The organism is Paenibacillus sp. 1-8, assembly GCF_056316205.1.
Genome location: NZ_CM149995.1, coordinates 642,390 through 662,032, shown reverse-complemented (window position 1 = coordinate 662,032; position 19,643 = coordinate 642,390). Strand labels below are relative to the sequence as shown.

Sequence of the window (19,643 nt, the reverse complement as noted above, 5' to 3'; positions counted from 1 at the left end):
ACTCTATCTGGCTATATGCCTTTGGAGTCCTATTTTACATTCACTAGACTAAAGGGTAGAAGATTGTCCAAAATCACGAATAAGCGCGGCTTCCAAAAAGCTTGGAAGCCGCGCTGTGCTTGAGTTTCATAGAATGCTGGTGAAGGGAATTGAATCCCCGGCCTACGCATTACGAGTGCGTTCCGGTACAGTTCCCGTTAGTACCCACATACCCCCAAAGTCTGTAATTATTGAATTACGTTCGCCCTAAGGCTCCTGAAATATTTATAAATAATCCGAAGCCGTTAGAAGTTTTGTTAGAAGAAAATAATTGAGGCAATAATACGAGACTGACGCCTAATGTTCACTAAATTATCCTTCTCCGTCTCCTACGAGCATAATGATTTTTTGATTGCGATCCCAGCCCTCCAGATGACGATATCCCGTAGTGTAGAATTATTCGCCCCCCTAAATATAGTTACCTTGCTCTAAAGCAAGCAACCTAACTTCTATGTCCTCTGTACATTTCCCCGTCTCTATCTCCAGCTCCTTAATAGAGGCAGACAACTGAAAGCTTGTAGACTGAACGGCGACGTTAAGCTAACGGGCAGACTGCCAATTACGTTTGAAAATACCCAAACGTGCTGCCGGGTTGACATTCAGAACTGGCCTTGTGAATCTGGTGGAGTTAAAGGGAGTGCTAGTTGTGTCTCATCTATTATTTTGAACAAGCATTGTATTGAAGAGCCAGCGAAAATTCCATCTGAAATACTGAGCTAGATGCCAATCTTCATAGCCATTTAATACACCTTCATTTAACCAGTAAGACTCTGGTTTTCCGCTCGTCGCAGCTTCAGACACATAAGCGATCGTTTTTTCTAAAAAGCGAATGACATCTAGGATTTTATCTGGAGTGGACACATCTCCATGCCCGGGAATGACAGTATCTACCTTCAGATCTCTTTGAATGCGTCTAAGGATGCGTATCCAAGCGTATGGATTACCGTATGGCATGACCGGAATCGTCTTGTTGGTTATTAAATCACCAGCAATCAAGGTTCGTTCTTCAGGCACGTAAATAACGGCATCGCTTAAAGAATGTCCGCCTCCGTAGGATAAAACTTCGACAGTGCGTTTTGCTCCTTTTATAACTAGTTTATCGTCAAAAGTTATCGTGGGTATCACTCTACGGAGGGAAGGGATAGCATCATACAGGGCTCTCTGCACGGAAAGATCATAGCCGATTTCGGTTAACATGTGCGGATTTTTTTCTTGTGAACGTACTTGATGTAGGCTATTTATTAACTTCTGAATGTTTTGTTGCATTAGATCAATATTCACTTTACCCATTTCAGATAGCAAATCTCTTGTCCAAACGGTAGATATAAAATCACTTTCCATGAATTCCTGATTGCCGTTGACATGATCTCCATGGAAATGAGTATTGATCACATATTTAATTGGTTTATTCGTTAATTGTTCTGCGGTTTGACGTAACAAAGCACCAGAATGCGGTAGGTTGGTTGTGTCCACAACAACGGTCAAATCCCCAATGTCAATAATTGCCGCATTCCCCAGCGAACCACTACCAGGTACCGAAATAGCACCCCAGATACCTTCCGCTGCTTGTTGAATCGTGAAATATTTGTTGTTCATTGTTTATGCCTCCATCAAAATAAGTTTGACACCATTTCCTTTTATCTTTAGGTTTTTTTATGTTTCATGTATATCAATTAGCAACTTTAGCTTACAAGTTAGAGTCAACTAGAAATCAAGCACAAATTTTTGAAATGAAGTTAGAGGTGCAAATATCGACTTCGAGTTGACTTAAAGATGTATAATAGTTTTAAATTTTGGTTTAGAAAAAAGGAGTGACATAAAAAAACAATGCTTACTATAAGTCAAGTATCAGAAAGAACGGGGCTAACTCCTTATACGATTCGCTATTATGAAAAAATTGGAGTGCTACAGGAACCAAATCGAAGAAATGGAAGGACACGCATTTATACCGAAAGTGAGGTTTCATATATACAATGTTTAATTAGATTAAAAAAATTGGGATTGTCGCTTGAGGAGATTACGGAATTTACTCGTGACGGATGTGTACTGGATAAAATTCAAAAAGGGGAAGAAGTTGCTAATTTTACTCCTGCCTTACACATAAGGATAGAAATTCTTGAAAAGCATCTGGTGGAACTGGAATCCAAGCGGCAGGAACTTGAGTGCATGATTTCCCTTGCCAACGAGAAGATAGCCCTGTACCAAAAACTTACGAAAGACGATATAGTAATGTAGAAGACTTGGTTCACCACCAGCATATACGATGGCAACAGAATTGATTGAACTACTATGAAAATTTATTGCACCAAAGTGTGGAAAAAGGCAGCATTAAAGAAGACGCAGCTCGTTCGTTTTTTTTAAAAGGGGAGAGCGCCTGAATAGCTTTTTATTGTAGCTTATATAGATCAGGAGCCTTCTGGTTTAGTGATGGTAATGGAGTAGCCTAGCCCTTCAAGTCTGCGTAAAGCATGTCGCACAATGGACTGTTCCCTTTGCTTATTGAAGTAGTCTTCCCCTAGATCAACATACATTTCTTTACGAGTTAGAAGGTAATAGGAGATTCTCAACATGGCATGAGCGACTACAATTCCTGCTCGTTTCCTTCCTTTTCGCGCTGCTGTACGCCTATACAGTGCGCCAAGGTAATTCTTAGATCCTTTTACGGAATGAGCAGCTTCGGTTAAGCCTGATCTCAAATATTTATTGCCCTTTTTGGTTTTAGCCGATTTCCTTTTGCCCGCACTTTCGTTATGGCCAGGAACAAGTCCTGCCCAGGAACACATATGAGCTGCGCTTGGAAACTGGTTTTTAATATCTGTACCGATTTCAGCCAGGATTTGTTCGGCCATTCGTATTGATATGCCTGGAATTGAGTCTAATCGTTCGATATCTTCTTGGTAAGGATTTACTCGCCGTGCAACTTCTTGATCCAGCATATCAATTTGTTGAGTTAGAAAGTCGATGTGAGTTAGAATGGTTTTTATCATTAGGCGTTGGTGGGGACTTACGTATCCTTGGAGGGCAAGTTCGAGTTCATCTTTTTTTCGTTTTAGTGTTCGAAGGGCCATGTTGGCCAGTTGCCCAGGATCATCTATACCTTCAGCAATCGCATAAAGCATTTTTTTAGAGGAAACTCCCATAATATCTGAGACAACGGAACCAAGCTTAATATTAGCTCCCTCTAATACTTTTTGGATTCGATTATGCTGTCTGGCACGTTCTTCGATGATACTCCGGCGATAACGAACAAGCTCTCTTAACTCACGTTGATTACGGTCTGGAATGAAACTGGCTTTAATCAGTCCGTGGCGAAGGAGTTGGCAAATCCATTCTGCATCTTTAACATCGGTTTTGCGTCCAGGCACAGCTTTCATATGCTGGGCATTAACAACCAGAAATTCGATCTCTTCAGCCTCAATTAAATTTACAATAGGTTTCCAATAAACACTTGTGCTTTCCATGGCGACATGAGTACAGCTGTGCTCCTTAATCCAGTCCACTAACTTAAGAAGAAATACAGTTTTAGTTGAAAATGTTTGAATCTCCTTTCCTTCAGGTGTCATGATGCATGCAGTAATATTGTCTTTATGGACATCCATACCGCACGCCCGTTCAATAATTACATCCATGCCATTCAACCTTCCTACGGCATCATGATTGGAGACTGGTGCAACAACCAGAATAGGATTAATCTACTATGAGTGCTTCCCAGTGGGAGCAACATTCAGTGGTGCACCGTGGTCGTTGGAGTCAGACTAACGGATGGGCTCTAATCGCACCATAGTTCATCGACCTTCCTCTCCCAGCCGTACTTCCAGTATAAAATACCAAGCAAAAATTTTCATTCTCTGTGGTGCAGCGCTGATTTTGCGCTACATGATTGGCTAACGGGAAACGTTAGTTCAATGAAATAGCGATAGTCTAGGGCTTTATTTTCCCATCCTAGGCTACCATTGTTTCTTTTGTTGTAGTTATCAACGAACATTTAAAAAGTAGACTCATACCAGTTACCCAGTTGAGCCCTTTACATCTACTCTAAATTCAAACTGATTCCTCATGAAAAAGGTTCCGTTAATCTTAACCGACTCCGGTGTAATATTCTCCACTGCTCCACCGTAATCCACAATATCTATCAAACCCTCGCCCAACGGCTAAACCACATATACTCTTGCCTGGCTTAATGCAGCAGCAAATAGTTCTAAATCCGATTCTAACACTTTATATGTATGCTTCATGCTGATCACCTCAAATTGGATCGGCTACACTAAGTTGGACAGAAAAAATAAGGGCTTGTAGAATAAACCTATCATGTTAAGGAGCGAATCTCTACAATGCCAAAACAACAACGACGTACCTTTACAGCAGAATTCAAAAAACAAATGGTAGGACTCTATGAAAATGGGAAATCCAGAGCAGCCCTTGTGGAGGAATATGGCCTCACAGCCTCAGCTTTAGATCGCTGGATCAAACAAGCTCAGGCGACGGGTTCCTTCAAAGAGAAGGACAATCGCTCATCAGAAGAAAATGAGCTGATCGCTTTGCAAAAAGAGAACCAGCGTCTGAAAATGGAAGTGGATATTTTAAAGCAAGCCGCGCTGATCATGGGACGAAAGTAGCTATCATCCAGAATAATCGTGATAAATACTCGGTATCAGCAATGTGTGACGTCCTGCAAATCGCAAGAAGTACATTTTATTATGACGCCCAAGAACGAGCCACTGAAGACGATGTCACCGAAGCTATTGTGGATATCTTTCACAAGAATCGAAAAGCCTACGGCACACGCAAGATCAAAGTGAAGCTCCATGAGCGTGGGTTGATCGTCTCCAGACGTCGCATTGGCCGCATCATGAAAGAGCAAGGGCTCGTTTCCACCTACACGGTGGCACAATATAAGCCCCATAAAACCGCTTGTAATGAAGCGGCTCCAGCTAATATACTGAACCGCGAGTTCAATCAAACGGAAAGCAAACGTGTGGTGGTCAGTGATCTAACCTATGTCAAAGTCCGGAACGAGTGGCACTATATTTGTGTGCTCCTCGATCTGTTCAATCGAGAAATTATTGGCCATAGTGTTGGTCCCCATAAGGATGCAGCACTGGTTTCCCGCGCCTTTGCGACCGTGAAAGGCGATCTGAGTCAGATTCAGTGGTTTCATACCGACCGTGGCAGCGAGTTTAAAAATCAAAAGATGGATGAGCTTTTAGAGACATTTGAAATCGGTCGATCACTGAGTAAGAAAGGCTGTCCGTATGACAATGCCGTGGCCGAAGCCACTTATAAAATCATGAAAACAGAGTTCGTGAACCAGATGAACTTTCAGAGCCTTCGTCATCTGGAACTGGAATTATATGATTATGTCAACTGGTTTAACAAACATCGTATTCATGGAACTTTAGGCTATATGACGCCTATTCAGTATCGCCTTGCTGCCCTTAAAAAAGTTGTTTGATTTACTGTTGACAATCCAAATAGCTATTCGTTGAATGGTATGTTAATTCCTTCAACAAAGCAAATCCCCGCCGACCAGTTAAGGTTAGCGGGGATTGTTGTTCCTATCCGTTTAAGCACCTCCAACGACATCGTGAAGCTGAATACTATGGTGCTGGTCATAAGCATTAGGCCCATTCGCGATAAACAGAAAACTAGCTGCGACGATCAGAAGAACCATTTTTCTCAACATTGTTTATCCACACCCTCTCAATGAAATTGAAAAACTCTGCCTTGGTTTCAGGAACCGCATGATCCAGAAAGTGTAAAAACAAACCCATACAATTTATAAAATAATCCTTATTATTTAGTGTATGATAACTTACCATTGCATACATCAAATGTTTAAAACCATCACTATGCATCCCTCGATACAAATAGTAATAAGCTAACTCGTATCCAAGACGTGCAAACTGTTCTGGTATCACTTGTTGGGTATACATATCAGCAGATGGGTTCTGTTGAGCAAAAAAATCAATATTCCTTTTAAACCTCCGAAGTATATCATCAACATCTATGTTATATTGGTTAGCCGCCATCATAACATTCAACAGTTTAGTAACCATTTCTTTATCGGCTTTATTGGTTGATGCAGCAATGTATTCAACATAATCGTGCAGAACACTTATATCTCCCGACAAAAGCTTAAATACGTAAGTATTAACTTCTGCCCAATGTTGAAACAAACCGATCCAGTGTAGGGTATCCTCGTCCGTCTCTTTGACCCAATCTAAATTAGCGTAGGCGTATGTATATTGTAGAGCTTGTTGATAATCGCCTTGGGCTTCACAAATACCTGCACACAACAAATCGGCATAGGTGATGTACACAAACAAGGGACGACTTAGTTTCTCAGTAGACTCATTGCACTCTCGCTTCTTCTGTTGATGTTTCATTAGATATTGAATTTCCGCTTTATCTCTCATTTTTTTTGCCATTTCATCAACCTTGTCCCATTGACGCAAAGACCTGTACACGTTCGCCAAGTCCTTCAATGCGTCAAGCTGGTCTATTTCATCCAGGCGCTCAACAAAAGCTTCAAATATCGTAGCTGCATTGAGATTTTGGCGTTGATCATCTCCAACCTGAATTGTGAATATACGATAATGGCAGATTGCCAAACGTTCCGAATGTTGGTATTTTTCCGCTTCTGCTACACCTTCATAGAGTAGTAATGCAGCGACATGTCGTCCTTGTGCTAATAGCGCCTCTGCAATGTCAAACAGTTTGGGCGAATAGAGTAGATTGTCCATGATGGCTTCCGCCACTCGACGAATCGAGTCAAACTTGTCCAACTCCGCACAGCGATACAAAAATGGCTCGATCCGCCTCATATTCGGGGGAATGTCGATGATGTAGTTTTCTATAAATAAGTCGTAAAAGTAGCCTTCCGGTAAACCCATAGCCTCAGTAATTAGGTCAAGCTGGTTAACAGACATAGACTTATTCCCCGTCACAATAGCACTTACTATTCCCCTATTCATGCCAGCAATATGCCCGAATTGCGTTAGGCTCAAACCCTCTTGTTTTAGGTATCTGTCTAATTCCGCCCGAATCGTAGGTGTATGTTTCATGCCATAGCCACCTTCCGCATAAATATTCCATAATTTTTAAAAACATACTTCATTTTTCACCAAAATTAACCATATGTCAATATACTATGCAACTAATTTTTCATATGAATTTTACGCATAATTCGCATTAACGGTAATCATTTGTGGAATGTTCACTGTTTTCTTGACCAATTGAACCACAGCGATTACGATTACTGCCAACGTTGAAGCAAAGGCTAAAACCTGATTCATGATTTCCATAATTACTTATCTCCATTCGCACTGAACACTCCTGCTCGATCAAGCATCGTGACCAGTCTGTAAAAGTCGTAGCTGCCATCATTCGCTGTGTCCCACTCCAACAGCCTTGGCGTTGATACAGGCTTGCTCTGCCCACGTTGGAACCTTCGTGAGTTTATTTGAAGATTCGAGCACGATCACACGTTTCTGTAGCGCATTAAACGCTGCTTTTTCTTCTGCTGTCATTTCCTCTTCCTCCATATTCAATTTGTTCAATCTGACCAGCACAGCATTAAGCTGCGTCTGAGTTGGGCGCTTGCCCGCCCGGAATTGAGCTGTCGTGATTCCGAAGACCATCTGTAGATGGGGCATATCTTTAAAGCTGCGCCAATCGCCGCCCCACTCAAGTCCGAGTTTCTTGGCTTCTTCGACGACTTCACTCCAATCAGGCAATGAGTCCTTATCGTCGTCCCGCCGCTCTCCAGCCACATCTGTTTTGCCTTGTCCCGCTCAGGACTTCGTTCTCTGGCCATTACATCACCACCACCCCCAACGAATGGTAAATACAATTTTTTGAATAATTTGATATAGTCAATTTTTTTCAAGCTATGACGTGACCTTGAGGTACAAAAAAGAAAGCTCCAAACCGGATAAAGGTTGGAGCTTTCTTGGTTTCGTATCTCGCGCAGTTTAGAGGTCCCCAGGCATTGAAGCAGCGACTCCCCACACGTGTCCATCAACTTTATAATCGCCACCACGCCACTGCAGTGTGTAGCTTCCAGAACGCAAACCGTCTGAGTAACCTTCATCAGTACTTCTCCAAGTAACTTGGTCATGAGGTGCGATTGTCAGACCAGTTATATACTCTCTATTTGATTCGATGTGCGATAAACTTACCTTGACTGTATGGTCAGAATAATTCTTCATACGAAGTTTAACATGACCATATCCTTTAGGGACCTCAAAGGAAGTTCCTACAGTCGCACTTCCGCTTGCCCCGGCGTCAATAGTATTTCCGACTCTTTGAGGAGTTACTACATGATCACCGGTAGTTGTTGTACCAGCATCTTGGGTCGCAGTAGTGGATGTATTTGCAGAATCAGTTACATCTGAATCCGCAAAGATCGCACTGGGCACGGCGATAGCTCCTCCTAACAAACCTAAAGATAAGGCTGACGCAATTAAATGTTTTTTCTTCATTGATTATTCCTCCTAATATTTGTATAAAACCACCACCCCATTCTACTAAAAGATTCCATGTTTTTAATTTTTATTACAATAAAATCATAATATTGTTTATTAATTCCATCTTTATGAATTAATTAATGAAAATACAATACAGATTTGCAACTCGTCCTTCTGAAGCTTAATATCCAATTCAATGAGACGGTCCAAGTCCTGCACCGTCTGCATTTTTATATTTCCAGCCTGCAGGTCTTTGAGTCTTCTTCCCCTTGATGATGAAATAATGTTCACCGTCGGTCTTGCCCTCGTAAATCCAATTGGTGGCCTGATAGATCCCACCATGATGGTTTTGCTCAACGTCGGCATAACTGACGATCAGTTCAACATTGGGGACCGCTCTTTCAAAAACCGAATGGCTTTGCCAAGGATCTCCGATACAAACGATTGATGCTTCGTTAAGGCAACCCGCGTCAACTCACAACATTCACGCTGCGTCAACCCGTATGGGGAACCAATGTGATCCGTGGCGCCCCTGCTGAAAATGACAACCCCGATAAACTGACCGTCTTCCCATGCGCCCACCTTCACCGACTTGCCAGCGGGCAAGCTGCGGCTGTAGTGGAAATTCTCACAGGCAAACTTTGTAGCTGCATGCGTCGCCCAATCTATCTTTAAATCAATCATGTTCAAATTCCTCACCGCAATGCGGACAAGTCACCAGTTTGGAACTCAATACCCCCAGATCGCCCTGGTCTTCGGCAGTATCCGCTTCGAAATTTGGGATCTCAATATCACCAAGCATTTGTTTCAGGTCCACGTCGTCGAACCCTGACAAGGAAATGTCCACGCCGTCCTGTTGCATATCAGCGAGCAACTTCGTGAGGGCATCCTCATCCCAATCACCTGAAACCTTGTTCAAAGCGATGTTTAACAGCTTTTCCTGCTGATCGTCCAGATCGACAACGGAAACGGCCAGCTCCATATGACCCAGCTCATATTTTCGGACCTGAGTCTCGCCAACAGAAAGAGCGGCGGCGATGTCTTTTAGCTTCATCGCTCCGCCGCTCTCCAGCCACATCTGTTTTGCCTTGTCCCGCTCAGGACTCCGTTCTCTCGCCATGTTACACAATCACCACCCCCAACAAAAAAAGCGAGCCTCATTGGCTCGCTTTCCCAGCAATTATATTTAAAAATTCGTATTAGTACTAGTCCGAACTCCGAGCTTTCCAGACATGGAACCAGAACCACTACTTAAACTAACATAAAATTTCCCTGTGGACCATGCCTTGCTTGAATTTAATATTTCATCGAATGTTTTACCAGGTCTTACTGTTCCACTGTACTTTTCCGGACCAGATGCACTTCCCTGATTCACAGTAAAAGTTATAGTAGTGTCTCCTGTGTTTCTCAAGTACAATCTTACATATCCATATCCTCCTTTAACGTCAAAATCAGCAGAATCATTAAATCCAGCTACTGGACGATCGACAATTTGTCCATCAGTAGCTTGTGAAGTAATGACATGGTCACTAATAGTTGATTTACCAGCATTTTTGGTCGCAATACTGGATGTATTTGCAGAATCAGCCGCATCTGAACTTGCACAGATCACACTCGGCACAACAACAGCCCCCAACAAACTAATAGATAAGGCTGATGAAAAAAATATTTTTTTCTTTTTCACAACATTTCTCCTTTGAGTTATAAACGAAGCAAGGAAAGCTTCAAACCGAATGGCCTGAAGCTCTCCTTGCTTCGTTGCAGTATAAGTAAAAACTTCTCCAATCAAGCGAGCTACCAGTTAGCTTTTCTTATACAAAACTTTATGGCTTGGTTTAGTTAAAGTTCATCCGGGCTATTGGCTGATATAGCCCATGCTGAGGCGTCTACATAAGCTCCGCTAGCATGCCACTGTATTTCATAGTCTCCTGAGCGCATTCCGTTTGGAAACCCATTCGTGCTATACCAATTAAATGTTTCACCAGCACCCACATACTTGGTAAGTAAATAATCTCCACTATTGACATGCTTTAAGGTAAAAGTAAGCGTCGTTTGGCTGTTGTTACTTACACGAAGCTTAACATGACCATATCCAGGAGATATGGAGAACTCTGTTAATGGCGACTTGCCGTCAAGGTTCACATTAAAAAGATCCTTTCTCTTAAAAAGACCCACGTCATGATTACCAGGTGTTTTCACCTCATCATGGGTCCCGTAAGTCGATGTATTTGCGGAATTAGTTACAGCATCTGAATCCGCAAAGATCGCACTAGGCACGGCAATAGCCCCTCCTAGTAAACCTAAAGATAAGGCTGACGCAACTAAATGTTTCTTCTTCATCGATTATTCCTCCTATATTTGTATATTTAACTACCACCTCAGTCTACTAAAAGATTCCATGTTTTTAATTTTACTTACAATAAAATCATAATGTTGTTTATTAAATCCATTTTTATGAATTAATTAGTGAAAATACAATACGGATTTACAACTCGTCCTTCTGAAGCTTAATATCTAATTCAATGAGCCGATCCAGATCCTGAACCGTCTGCATTTTTATATTTCCAGCCTGCAGGTCTTTGACCCATTGTGCGATTCCGGCTTTAACGATTTTGCGGTACTGCGACTTGCTTTCAAGGATACCTTCTATGATTTCGATCTCGCGATGTAATGATGCGTTGTATTGTTCGTCTGCTGTTCCCATTGTCGTATCCCTCGGCTTTCCTATATACTGGAATGCGAGATAGCGGATGACTCGAAAATGCCACGCGTGGCGCGCCGCTATCTCAGCCGGGGGATACCCTGGATGATCAGGAGGACGTTAGCGCGTCCTCCTTTTTATTTGGATACGGTTTGTGCAGATGCTGTATCTTCCGTCGAATCTTCTTGTTTAACGGCATCAGGTACTTGTGCTTACCTGCTGTATAATATAGTTCAGCATTGGAATCAAGATTGTTCCTGATCCATTCAATCCGTTGACTGCCGGTACCGTATTTGGAATGTATTGATTTGGGATGAGTCTTCTTCCCCTTGATGATGAAATAATGTTTCACCGTCGGTCTTGCCCTCGTAAATCCAATTGGTGGCCTGATAGATCCCACCATGATGGTTTTGCTCAACGTCGGCATAACTGACGATCAGTTCAACATTGGGGACTGCTCTTTCAAAAACCGAATGGCTTTGCCAAGGATCTCCGATACAAACGATTGATGCTTCGTTAAGGCAACCCGCGTCAACTCACAACATTCACGCTGCGTCAACCCGTATGGGGAACCAATGTGATTCGTGGCGCCCCTGCTGAAAATGACAACCCCGATAAACTGACCGTCTTCCCATGCGCCCACCTTCACCGACTTGCCAGCGGGCAAGCTGCGGCTGTAGTGGAAATTCTCACAGGCAAACTTTGTAGCTGCATGCGTCGCCCAATCTATCTTTTCTTCAAACCAAAAATCCTTTCAAAGGCAATAAAAAAGCCACCCAAATGAGTGACTTGTGTCTGCCTATGTATTTACAGCACCAAAGCAACACAGGTGCTTATTTAAAACCCGAAAAAAAACAGCGATACACCTATTCCCGCAAGCGGGATGCAAAACGCTGCGCTGTTGCATAAGAGCTAGACTAAAGGTTAGAAGAATGTTAGAAGATTGTCCAAAATCACAAAAAAGCGCGGCCTCCAAAAAGCTTGGAAGCCGCGCTGTACTTGAGTTTCATAGAATGCTGGTGAAGGGAATTGAACCCCCGGCCTACGCATTACGAGTGCGTTGCTCTACCCCTGAGCTACACCAGCAGGTCAGTATATACTGACAACAAAAACTATTATACTCTTACTTACATAAAAATCAATCACTTACATCAACTTTTTCAACTAGGATTTGGATTTAGTTCGGTAACATTTCCTGTCGCGGTGCCAGATAGCTTTTCTGCGACGGAACGGAGCTTTTGGCGGCTGGAGGAAGGCTTGTCGCGGCGGTCGTCGATTTTAACCGAGGTGGAGACACGCTTTGCTCCTGACAGGAATGGCGCTTCGTGCAGCGCAGCGATAGCAGTGAAAACATCGTCCAGCGTACCTTCAATAATCGTGCTCATGGAGGTAAGTTCGTAAGCAATTCCTTTTTGCGTCTTTAACACTTTCTGCATCTGTGCAACATAGTCGCTCAGGCTGGTACTGCCCGTTCCAATCGGGATTACGGTTACTTCTGCAATAGCCATCGCCAAGTTCCTCCTTTAAAATCGTCACTTCTTTAAAAATCTAAAACCTCAGTCCGATAAAGCGAGCAACCTTATTTCACAAAAAAAGTTCATATGTATACTGCTTGTTTCTTCGAAAGCCTTCCTTACACTCCATTGTACCGTTCGCACGACCTCAATTCAAATACAACCCGCGGCTTCTTTGCATTTTTCGCGTTTCCATTCCTTTTCCTTTACGTATGGCTTCAATTGTTGCTATAATACTCCTTGCGCTTATTTGAAATTTTAAGTTTCTCAACACAACATGTTGGGTTAAATATTTATAAGACGTCTAAATGTAGTGATGTAGCCGATAAATTGTAGGGGAACCTTTTTTATACCCGTTCATTGGTAAGCGCATCGCTATTTCTATGTTATTAGATTACATACAGCCCCAAAATGCTGTCTGAACCAAGCAAGCAACCCGGGAATTTTCATCCAAAACCCGGAACTGCACACCTGCAAATACACGGATGCTTCGCCTGTCTTCTAACCGCCGGGCAAGCTGCCTCATCGCTTTATCATCATTTCTTTTCAGCGTCGTTTTTCATTTTCACTGTCATTTATTTTCAAGTTTATCTCCCAAGTCAGGAAAGCGAGGAATTAATCCCATGCCACAACTCGTAACGAAACCAAACAACCGCCAGTTGGCTTTTGATGAAATACGTATTTCTGTTTATGCCGACCGTGTACTGAGCGGGCTGGACAAGCTGGATAAAGATCGCCTCATTCGCGGTGTAACCAGTAAGCTGCGCCGGGACGAAGTCACGGGCGACGAAATCAGCAACGCGTTTGCGATGGCTGCGCTTGAACTGGTCAGCAAGGAAGAACCGGACTGGAAATTCGCCGCTTCTCGTGCTTTACTCACCTCCTTATATAAAAAAGCGGCCACTCACCGCCGTTACAAATCCTATGCGGACGAGCCTTACGGCGCTTTTTATCCGCTGATTACCGATTTGGTCCAAAAAGGAATTTACCGTCAAGAACTGCTCGACTACTACACCAAGGAGCAAATTGACGAGCTGGGTGCATCCATTTTGCCGAAAAATGACCTGCTGTTCGATTACATCGGGCTGTTGACGCTGTCCGAGCGCTATTTGGCGAACGATTTTGACGGACGCGTAATGGAGTTGCCGCAGGAACGCTACATGATCATCGCGATGTACCTGATGCACAAGGAGCCTGCCGACAAGCGTATGGAACTGGTGAAGGAAGCTTACTGGGCGATGAGCAACATGTACATGACGGCAGCTACACCAACCATGTCCAATGCCGGAAAAAAGGTGGCCGGGCAGCTCTCCAGCTGCTTTATCGACACCGTAGACGACTCGCTGGAAGGCATTTTCGACTCCAATACCGATGTAGCCCGTCTCAGCAAAATGGGCGGCGGCATTGGCGTATACCTCGGTAAAGTACGGGCACGTGGCTCCGACATCCGTGGACACAAAAATACAAGCTCCGGCGTGATCCCGTGGATTCGCCAGCTGAACAATACAGCGGTCAGCGTAGACCAACTGGGTACACGTAAAGGCGCGATTGCCGTCTATCTGGACGTATTCCACAAAGACATTCTCGCGTTCCTCGATCTGAAACTGAACAACGGTGACGAGCGGATGCGTGCACATGACGTGTTCCACGGCGTATGTCTGCCTGATCTGTTCATGGAGCGGGTCGAAGCACGTGGCGAATGGAATCTGTTCTGCCCGCATGAAGTGAAGAAGGTCATGGGCTGGAAGGATGACAACGGCCGTCCACTGGGGCTGGAGGATTTTTACGATGAAGCCTTTGGTACAGGCTCCTTCCGCGAGAAGTATGAGGAAGCATCACAGCATCCGATCCTTTCTCGCATTACGGTGCCTGCCATCGACATTATGAAGCGCCTGATGAAATCGCAGTTGGAAACAGGTACGCCGTACATGTTCTACCGCGATACGGTAAACCGTGCGAACCCGAACCGCGCCCACGGTATGGTATATTCCTCCAACCTGTGTACGGAAATTATGCAAAACCAATCGGCGACCGTGGTGGAAAAAGAAGAGTTAGTCACCAAGGACGGACAAACACGCATTGTCATTTCCAAAATTCCTGGCGACTTTGTTGTATGCAACCTGAACTCCATCCATCTGGCTCGCGCCGTTCCGGCAGGTGTGCTGGATCGTCTCGTACCGATTCAGGTACGTATGCTGGATAACGTTATTGATATCAACAACATTGAGGTGCTGCAAGCACAATATACGAACAGTCAATATCGCGCAGTCGGTCTGGGTACGTTCGGACTCCATCATCTGCTCGCACTCGAAGGTATCCGTTGGGAATCCGATGAAGCGGTAACCTATAACGATCATTTGTACGAAAAAATTAACTATCTGGCTGTAAAATCGAGCATGGAGCTGGCGAAGGAAAAAGGCCGTTATGCCAAATTTGAAGGCTCTGACTGGTCTACCGGGCATTATTTCACATCGCGTGGCTATACGGACGGTACCCGTGAAGGCAAATTTGTCACCACGTCCGAGTGGAGTGAGCTTGCCGAAGAAGTCAAACAAAACGGTGTCCGCAACGCATGGCTGTTCGCCATTGCGCCTAACGGTTCCACGTCCATCATTGCAGGTTCTACGGCCAGCATTGATCCATTGTATGAGCTGCTTTCCTATGAAGAGAAAACAACCTACAAGATCGCTAACCCTGCACCTGACTTAAACGAAAAAACGATCTGGTACTACAAAACGGCTTTCCTGCTGGATCAGCATGCTTCGATCAACATGGCTTCTGCCCGTCAGCGTCATATTGATCAAGGCCAAAGCTTTAACCTGTATGTGCGCCCGGATATCAAAGCTACTGAATTTCTGGAACTGCACATCCATGCCTGGAAATCAGGTATGAAATCAACCTATTATGTACGCAGTCGCGCACTGACGATTGAAGAATGCGATAGCTGTGCATCCTAAAATAAAAGGAGAGAATCTCCCATGCAGTTACAAAAGATTTTTAACACGGAAGCACCTAACCGCTCTACCCGCATTATTGAAGGCGAAAACTCCGGCATTCTGAACTGGAACGATATTCGGATGCCGCATATGTACAAGCTGTATAAGGTGCTGCTGCTGAACCACTGGATTCCAGATGAAATCCCGATGTCCAAGGACGCGTCCCAATTTCCTACGCTGGATGCCGAAGAACAGCGCACGTTCAAAATCAACATCGGCCTGCTGGCCGTGCTGGATTCCATGCAAACGATGTTTGTCGGGGATGTAAAACGCTACTTTACCGATTCTTCACTGGAAGCTGTGTCGGCCATTATCGGGCAGCAGGAAGTCGTGCATAACCAGTCCTACTCCTACGTGCTGTCCTCTCTGGTATCGGATCAGGAGCAGAAGGAAATTTTTGAATACTGGAAAAATGATCCTGTACTGCTGGAGCGCAACACGTTCATCTCAGACATTTATCAGGAGTTCCGTGATGAACAGAACCCGCAAACCTTTTTCCAGGCGATGGTAGCCGATTTGATTCTGGAAGGTATTTTCTTTTACAGTACGTTCGCTTTCTTCTATAACTTGGCCCGTGACCAGAAGATGATGGCAACCAGCCAAATGATCTCGTATATCCAGCGGGATGAAAATCAGCATTGCTACTTTTTTGCCGAAGTGTTCAAGCAATTGTTGTCTGATTTCCCTGAGCTGGACACGAAAGAAAATACGGATTATGTATACCGCATGATCGACCGTGCGGTCGAGCTGGAAACAAACTGGGCGCATTACACACTCAAAGAGGTTCGCGGCATTGACTTGAACGAGCTGGGCGATTATATCAAATACATGGCGAACATGCGTCTGAGACTGCTCGGTATGGACAAAGCCTACGAAGGTGTAGACGTAAACTGTATGCCTTGGATCAAGCCGTTCTCAGATGAAGCGCTGAATGCGACCAAAACTGATTTCTTTGAAGCAAAATCACGCAATTACGGCAAGGTCGGAGACGACAACGGATTTGACGATTTGTAATTAACCAGATACAGCCTTAACTCGGTATTTACCGGGCTAGATCTTTTAATTAATTCCCTATACTCACCCGATTACACAAAACAGCCTAACAACGTATATACGTCGTTAGGCTGTTTTGTGTTTCTACAGAATCCAGCAACTGATTGCGAAAAGCACAGGAAATCTTGGAAAAGTGCCCTATGGATTCAATGGAATAATCCTTACAATTAATAGTAAGGACAATGCATAATCACGTTTGCAATACATTGAGCGGCTACACTTTGAAGGGGTGCTTGAACATGATGAATTTGGCAAAACGCAACTATTGGTCTCTTAGTATTTTTAACTTCGCTTATCTGTTTACATGGTCTGCGGCCATGTCTTTTTTTGTCATTTGGCTGGGGCAAAGCCTGGGGATTTCAGAAACCTACACGGGGTTTCTATACGCGGCTAATTCAATCGTCGCCTTGGTCATGCAGCCCCTGTTCGGTTACTTATCCGACAAGCTGGGCTTGAGAAAACATCTGCTGTACATACTCTTTACGATCCTTTTACTCGTCGGACCCTTTTTTATCTATGTGTACGGTCCATTGCTTCAAACGCAGTTCGTCATTGGTGCCATTGTCGGTGCGCTATTTATCGGCCTGGTGTTTAATGCAGGTAACGGTGTCGTCGATTCGTATATGGACAAAGTTTCGCGCAAATACGGCTTTGAATACGGACGGGTTCGTATGTGGGGTTCACTCGGGTGGGCGGCGGCTACTTTTGTTGCAGGACGGGTCATCAATATCAATGTAAATCTGACCTTCTGGATTGCCTCCGTATCCGCCGTTGTTGCTATGATCTGTATCTTCCTGACCAAAGTCGAAATTTCCGGACAGGAGCAGCAGAAAACAGAATCGTTGAAGCTAATGGATGTGCTGCATCTCGTACGTACCACAAAGTTCTGGTTTCTTATGCTATTTATGGTGGGTGTGACCCAAATTTACGAGGTATATGACCAGCAGTTTGCCACATATTTCGTATCGCAGTTCAGTTCCAAAGCGGAAGGAAATCAATTCCTTGGCGATTTGAGCGCCGTGCAGGTTTTCCTGGAATTTGTGTTCTTGTTTGTTACCCCTTGGTTTGTGAACAAAACGACCGCCAAATGGGCATTGATTATTGCCGGGGCGATTATGTCGTTGCGTATTATCGGTTCTTCGCTGCCATTCGGTGCCATATGGGTGGCTGCGATGAAGATGATTCACTCCCTGGAGAAACCGCTTATTCTGGTGGCCATCTTCAAGTACATTACCGTTAACTTTGACCAGCGGTTGTCCTCCACCATGTACCTGCTGTATTTGTTTATGGGCTCCTTGGTGGTTTCCGTTTTCTCGCCAATTGTCGGACATATGTATGAAGTTATGAATTTCCCAATTACTTATGTAATTCTGGGTTCCATTGCAGGTCTGTTCACCATCATTTCCTGCTTTACACTGACAGCAGACAAGAAGAATGGGGAGCGGTATTTGGAGGAACGTCGCAAGCAGGACCTGAAAAGAGCAGTTAAAAAAGCTGAAACAGTTCATTCGTAATCTAATGGTGACATCGACCTCCAAATCATAAGGTTTATCCGCAAGGCTGCATTTGCTAAAAATACACTGGAGCAAGTAGCCGATGTCTCTATGAGCCAAGCGGCAGACAGCCAGCGCGGCGCAGCAGACTGCCGGAATGATGGAAGATGTATCGGCAAGCTCCCAAAAGCAGGCCATAGCGGTAAAGAATTATCCGAGATATCACGTAATCTGACCCATTCCGGGTGAAGACCAACGAACAATAGATATTTATTTAATCACTACTTATTTTTTAAAAGGGAATGAACCTAACGCCGTTTGTGGCAAGGTCATCCCCTTTTTTTAGTTTCAGCCGAATCTTCGAGATACAATTTTAAAATAGTCGCATGCCCCGAAGCTGAGAGGTTCACCTTCGTCCGGCGTGGCGCATACATATAACCTAGAACCGTGTAATCCAGTCCATAGCTCCACAGTATATCAATGCTACTCACGACGGAGGCATCAATGCTGTTTTTACTTGCTTTGTATAGGAAGGATAGCCGCCCGTATGCTGGAGCATTTCGATTTCACGCAAAATACGCGGCAAGTCAGCGACCGAGTTCATGACGATGTGGGCTCCTGCCCTTTTTAATCCGTATACGTTCTGTCTGCGTCGTTCCTCAGCCACTCTGTCGTCGGATTCACGGTTAGTTGCTTGCGGCGAGGTCAGCGCACCTTCGCTATGATTCAGCACACCTATTGTCCACACACCAGCATTCCTGCCCTCTTGCATATCTGCTGCCGTATCTCCTATTTTTACAATATCGCTAAGCGGAAAAACCTGTAAGCGGTGCGCAATCTCATAGATCATCCATGGATAAGGACGCCCTTGTGAAACTTCACAGGGAGCTACTGTGCAATCCAGTGCATATGGGGACTGTGTAGGCGTAAAAACGTTACCCAGCATCTCCATCGGGCAAGATGCGGTAGCGCCTGACTGAATCCGCCGATCCTGCAACTCATTCAGCGCTTTATCCATACCGAAAGTGGGTTCAGCTCCCTGGATCAAGGAACGAAGAACAGGGACAAGCTCAAGGTAAATATGCTCAATATCCGCCCTCCCGGGGTGCGTACCGAAGCAATCCAGCCATTTTTTCCGAACCTCTGAAAGTGCCAGCACATTCGCAATATGATCACGGATCGATAATCCTCGCCCTTGAGATGCCTGTTCTTCGGTTACCTGTACACCCTTCCATCTGAAAATATCGCGTATTCCCTGGATTAAGCCCCGTCCTCCGGGGTCCAACAATGTACTTTCGAGATTAAAAATAACCGCTTGTATCATGCAATCCCCGCCTCTCCGTAACGCGGCTATCCGCTGTCATTATTTCTTAGGACCA

18 protein-coding genes, 1 tRNA gene and 3 pseudogenes are annotated in these 19,643 nt (G+C 44.4%); 6 read left to right on the top strand and 16 right to left on the bottom strand.

The genetic code is table 11. The annotated features are described in order from the left end of the window. Positions 1 to 690: 690 nt before the first annotated feature. Positions 691 to 1,635 (bottom strand): MBL fold metallo-hydrolase, encoded by a 945-nt coding sequence (locus AC0WRU_RS03040; RefSeq protein WP_076294990.1) that lies wholly within the window; start codon positions 1,633 to 1,635, stop codon positions 691 to 693. A 231-nt stretch (positions 1,636 to 1,866) separates the two neighbouring features. On the opposite strand from AC0WRU_RS03040, the gene AC0WRU_RS03035 reads away from it, so the two are divergent. Beyond that, complete coding sequence (locus tag AC0WRU_RS03035; RefSeq protein WP_023987566.1) at positions 1,867 to 2,274, top strand: MerR family transcriptional regulator; 408 nt, start codon at positions 1,867 to 1,869, stop codon at positions 2,272 to 2,274. 170 nt (positions 2,275 to 2,444) lie between these two features. On the opposite strand, the gene AC0WRU_RS03030 is transcribed toward AC0WRU_RS03035, so the two are convergent. Continuing rightward, the gene (locus AC0WRU_RS03030; RefSeq protein WP_025684813.1) at positions 2,445 to 3,668 is read right to left on the bottom strand and encodes an IS110 family RNA-guided transposase; all 1,224 of its coding nucleotides are present in this window, start codon (positions 3,666 to 3,668) and stop codon (positions 2,445 to 2,447) included. 378 nt (positions 3,669 to 4,046) lie between these two features. Continuing rightward, a pseudogene (locus AC0WRU_RS03025) lies at positions 4,047 to 4,274 on the bottom strand (hypothetical protein). 96 nt (positions 4,275 to 4,370) lie between these two features. Between AC0WRU_RS03025 and AC0WRU_RS03020 the strand changes: the two are divergent. After that, positions 4,371 to 5,491, top strand: a protein-coding gene (locus tag AC0WRU_RS03020) for an IS3 family transposase (protein ID WP_476125681.1) whose coding sequence is annotated in 2 segments (ribosomal slippage) — positions 4,371 to 4,620 and positions 4,620 to 5,491 — 1,122 coding nt in all. Because the reading frame shifts where the segments join, the coding sequence is not laid out codon by codon here. A gap of 193 nt (positions 5,492 to 5,684) precedes the next feature. Here AC0WRU_RS03020 and AC0WRU_RS03015 read toward each other — a convergent pair. The 12 genes and pseudogenes from AC0WRU_RS03015 to AC0WRU_RS02960 all read right to left on the bottom strand — a co-directional run bounded on the left by AC0WRU_RS03015 (position 5,685) and on the right by AC0WRU_RS02960 (position 12,716). Continuing rightward, the gene (locus AC0WRU_RS03015) at positions 5,685 to 7,103 is read right to left on the bottom strand and encodes a transcriptional regulator (RefSeq protein ID WP_476127158.1); all 1,419 of its coding nucleotides are present in this window, start codon (positions 7,101 to 7,103) and stop codon (positions 5,685 to 5,687) included. 111 nt (positions 7,104 to 7,214) lie between these two features. Further along, positions 7,215 to 7,343, bottom strand: a complete 129-nt coding sequence (locus tag AC0WRU_RS03010) for a hypothetical protein (RefSeq protein WP_476127157.1) — start codon at positions 7,341 to 7,343, stop codon at positions 7,215 to 7,217. Positions 7,344 to 7,421: 78 nt separating this feature from the next. After that, complete coding sequence (locus tag AC0WRU_RS03005) at positions 7,422 to 7,811, bottom strand: M15 family metallopeptidase (protein ID WP_476127156.1); 390 nt, start codon at positions 7,809 to 7,811, stop codon at positions 7,422 to 7,424. A gap of 201 nt (positions 7,812 to 8,012) precedes the next feature. Next, a complete protein-coding gene (locus tag AC0WRU_RS03000; RefSeq protein WP_476127155.1) occupies positions 8,013 to 8,522 on the bottom strand; it encodes a hypothetical protein in 510 nt (169 codons plus the stop codon). A 178-nt stretch (positions 8,523 to 8,700) separates the two neighbouring features. Next, positions 8,701 to 9,191, bottom strand: a pseudogene (locus tag AC0WRU_RS02995) (Mom family adenine methylcarbamoylation protein). Beyond that, positions 9,184 to 9,627: a phage terminase small subunit-related protein gene (locus AC0WRU_RS02990; protein WP_476127153.1), complete on the bottom strand. Its 444-nt coding sequence runs from the start codon at positions 9,625 to 9,627 to the stop codon at positions 9,184 to 9,186. Before AC0WRU_RS02990 ends, AC0WRU_RS02995 begins: the two are co-directional and overlap by 8 nt. 66 nt (positions 9,628 to 9,693) lie before the next feature. After that, on the bottom strand, positions 9,694 to 10,191 hold the full coding sequence (locus AC0WRU_RS02985) for a hypothetical protein (protein ID WP_476127152.1): 498 nt from the start codon (positions 10,189 to 10,191) through the stop codon (positions 9,694 to 9,696). Between the two features lie 155 nt (positions 10,192 to 10,346). Next, positions 10,347 to 10,847, bottom strand: coding sequence for a hypothetical protein (locus tag AC0WRU_RS02980; RefSeq protein ID WP_476127151.1), 501 nt, complete (start codon positions 10,845 to 10,847; stop codon positions 10,347 to 10,349). Positions 10,848 to 10,992: 145 nt separating this feature from the next. Further along, on the bottom strand, positions 10,993 to 11,211 hold the full coding sequence (locus AC0WRU_RS02975; protein WP_476127150.1) for a hypothetical protein: 219 nt from the start codon (positions 11,209 to 11,211) through the stop codon (positions 10,993 to 10,995). A gap of 106 nt (positions 11,212 to 11,317) precedes the next feature. Further along, positions 11,318 to 11,938: pseudogene (locus tag AC0WRU_RS02970) on the bottom strand (Mom family adenine methylcarbamoylation protein). A gap of 284 nt (positions 11,939 to 12,222) precedes the next feature. Further along, positions 12,223 to 12,294, bottom strand: a tRNA-Thr gene (locus AC0WRU_RS02965). Positions 12,295 to 12,368: 74 nt separating this feature from the next. After that, positions 12,369 to 12,716, bottom strand: coding sequence for an MTH1187 family thiamine-binding protein (locus tag AC0WRU_RS02960; protein WP_476127149.1), 348 nt, complete (start codon positions 12,714 to 12,716; stop codon positions 12,369 to 12,371). Between the two features lie 629 nt (positions 12,717 to 13,345). Here AC0WRU_RS02960 and AC0WRU_RS02955 point away from each other — a divergent pair. The 4 genes from AC0WRU_RS02955 to AC0WRU_RS02940 all read left to right on the top strand — a co-directional run bounded on the left by AC0WRU_RS02955 (position 13,346) and on the right by AC0WRU_RS02940 (position 18,513). Next, the gene (locus AC0WRU_RS02955) at positions 13,346 to 15,679 is read left to right on the top strand and encodes a ribonucleoside-diphosphate reductase subunit alpha (protein WP_025682771.1); all 2,334 of its coding nucleotides are present in this window, start codon (positions 13,346 to 13,348) and stop codon (positions 15,677 to 15,679) included. Between the two features lie 21 nt (positions 15,680 to 15,700). Further along, complete coding sequence (locus tag AC0WRU_RS02950; protein WP_025682772.1) at positions 15,701 to 16,732, top strand: ribonucleotide-diphosphate reductase subunit beta; 1,032 nt, start codon at positions 15,701 to 15,703, stop codon at positions 16,730 to 16,732. Positions 16,733 to 17,010: 278 nt separating this feature from the next. Further along, the gene (locus AC0WRU_RS02945) at positions 17,011 to 18,285 is read left to right on the top strand and encodes an oligosaccharide MFS transporter (protein WP_049827285.1); all 1,275 of its coding nucleotides are present in this window, start codon (positions 17,011 to 17,013) and stop codon (positions 18,283 to 18,285) included. A 90-nt stretch (positions 18,286 to 18,375) separates the two neighbouring features. Beyond that, the gene (locus AC0WRU_RS02940; protein ID WP_476127148.1) at positions 18,376 to 18,513 is read left to right on the top strand and encodes a hypothetical protein; all 138 of its coding nucleotides are present in this window, start codon (positions 18,376 to 18,378) and stop codon (positions 18,511 to 18,513) included. Between the two features lie 238 nt (positions 18,514 to 18,751). On the opposite strand, the gene AC0WRU_RS02935 is transcribed toward AC0WRU_RS02940, so the two are convergent. Beyond that, positions 18,752 to 19,588, bottom strand: coding sequence for an HAD hydrolase-like protein (locus AC0WRU_RS02935; RefSeq protein ID WP_476127147.1), 837 nt, complete (start codon positions 19,586 to 19,588; stop codon positions 18,752 to 18,754). Positions 19,589 to 19,643 lie beyond the last annotated feature (55 nt).

Excerpts from the sequence above, each read along its gene's own strand:
- AC0WRU_RS03040 (WP_076294990.1), bottom strand. The coding sequence starts at position 1,635 with ATGAACAACAAATATTTCACGATTCAACAAGCAGCGGAAGGTATCTGG.
- AC0WRU_RS03035 (WP_023987566.1), top strand. The coding sequence starts at position 1,867 with ATGCTTACTATAAGTCAAGTATCAGAAAGAACGGGGCTAACTCCTTAT.
- AC0WRU_RS03030 (WP_025684813.1), bottom strand. The coding sequence starts at position 3,668 with ATGGATGTAATTATTGAACGGGCGTGCGGTATGGATGTCCATAAAGAC.
- AC0WRU_RS03015 (WP_476127158.1), bottom strand. The coding sequence starts at position 7,103 with ATGAAACATACACCTACGATTCGGGCGGAATTAGACAGATACCTAAAA.
- AC0WRU_RS03010 (WP_476127157.1), bottom strand. The coding sequence starts at position 7,343 with ATGGAAATCATGAATCAGGTTTTAGCCTTTGCTTCAACGTTGGCAGTA.
- AC0WRU_RS03000 (WP_476127155.1), bottom strand. The coding sequence starts at position 8,522 with ATGAAGAAAAAACATTTAATTGCGTCAGCCTTATCTTTAGGTTTGTTA.
- AC0WRU_RS02990 (WP_476127153.1), bottom strand. The coding sequence starts at position 9,627 with ATGGCGAGAGAACGGAGTCCTGAGCGGGACAAGGCAAAACAGATGTGG.
- AC0WRU_RS02980 (WP_476127151.1), bottom strand. The coding sequence starts at position 10,847 with ATGAAGAAGAAACATTTAGTTGCGTCAGCCTTATCTTTAGGTTTACTA.
- AC0WRU_RS02975 (WP_476127150.1), bottom strand. The coding sequence starts at position 11,211 with ATGGGAACAGCAGACGAACAATACAACGCATCATTACATCGCGAGATC.
- AC0WRU_RS02960 (WP_476127149.1), bottom strand. The coding sequence starts at position 12,716 with ATGGCTATTGCAGAAGTAACCGTAATCCCGATTGGAACGGGCAGTACC.
- AC0WRU_RS02955 (WP_025682771.1), top strand. The coding sequence starts at position 13,346 with ATGCCACAACTCGTAACGAAACCAAACAACCGCCAGTTGGCTTTTGAT.
- AC0WRU_RS02950 (WP_025682772.1), top strand. The coding sequence starts at position 15,701 with ATGCAGTTACAAAAGATTTTTAACACGGAAGCACCTAACCGCTCTACC.
- AC0WRU_RS02945 (WP_049827285.1), top strand. The coding sequence starts at position 17,011 with ATGATGAATTTGGCAAAACGCAACTATTGGTCTCTTAGTATTTTTAAC.
- AC0WRU_RS02940 (WP_476127148.1), top strand. The coding sequence starts at position 18,376 with ATGAGCCAAGCGGCAGACAGCCAGCGCGGCGCAGCAGACTGCCGGAAT.
- AC0WRU_RS02935 (WP_476127147.1), bottom strand. The coding sequence starts at position 19,588 with ATGATACAAGCGGTTATTTTTAATCTCGAAAGTACATTGTTGGACCCC.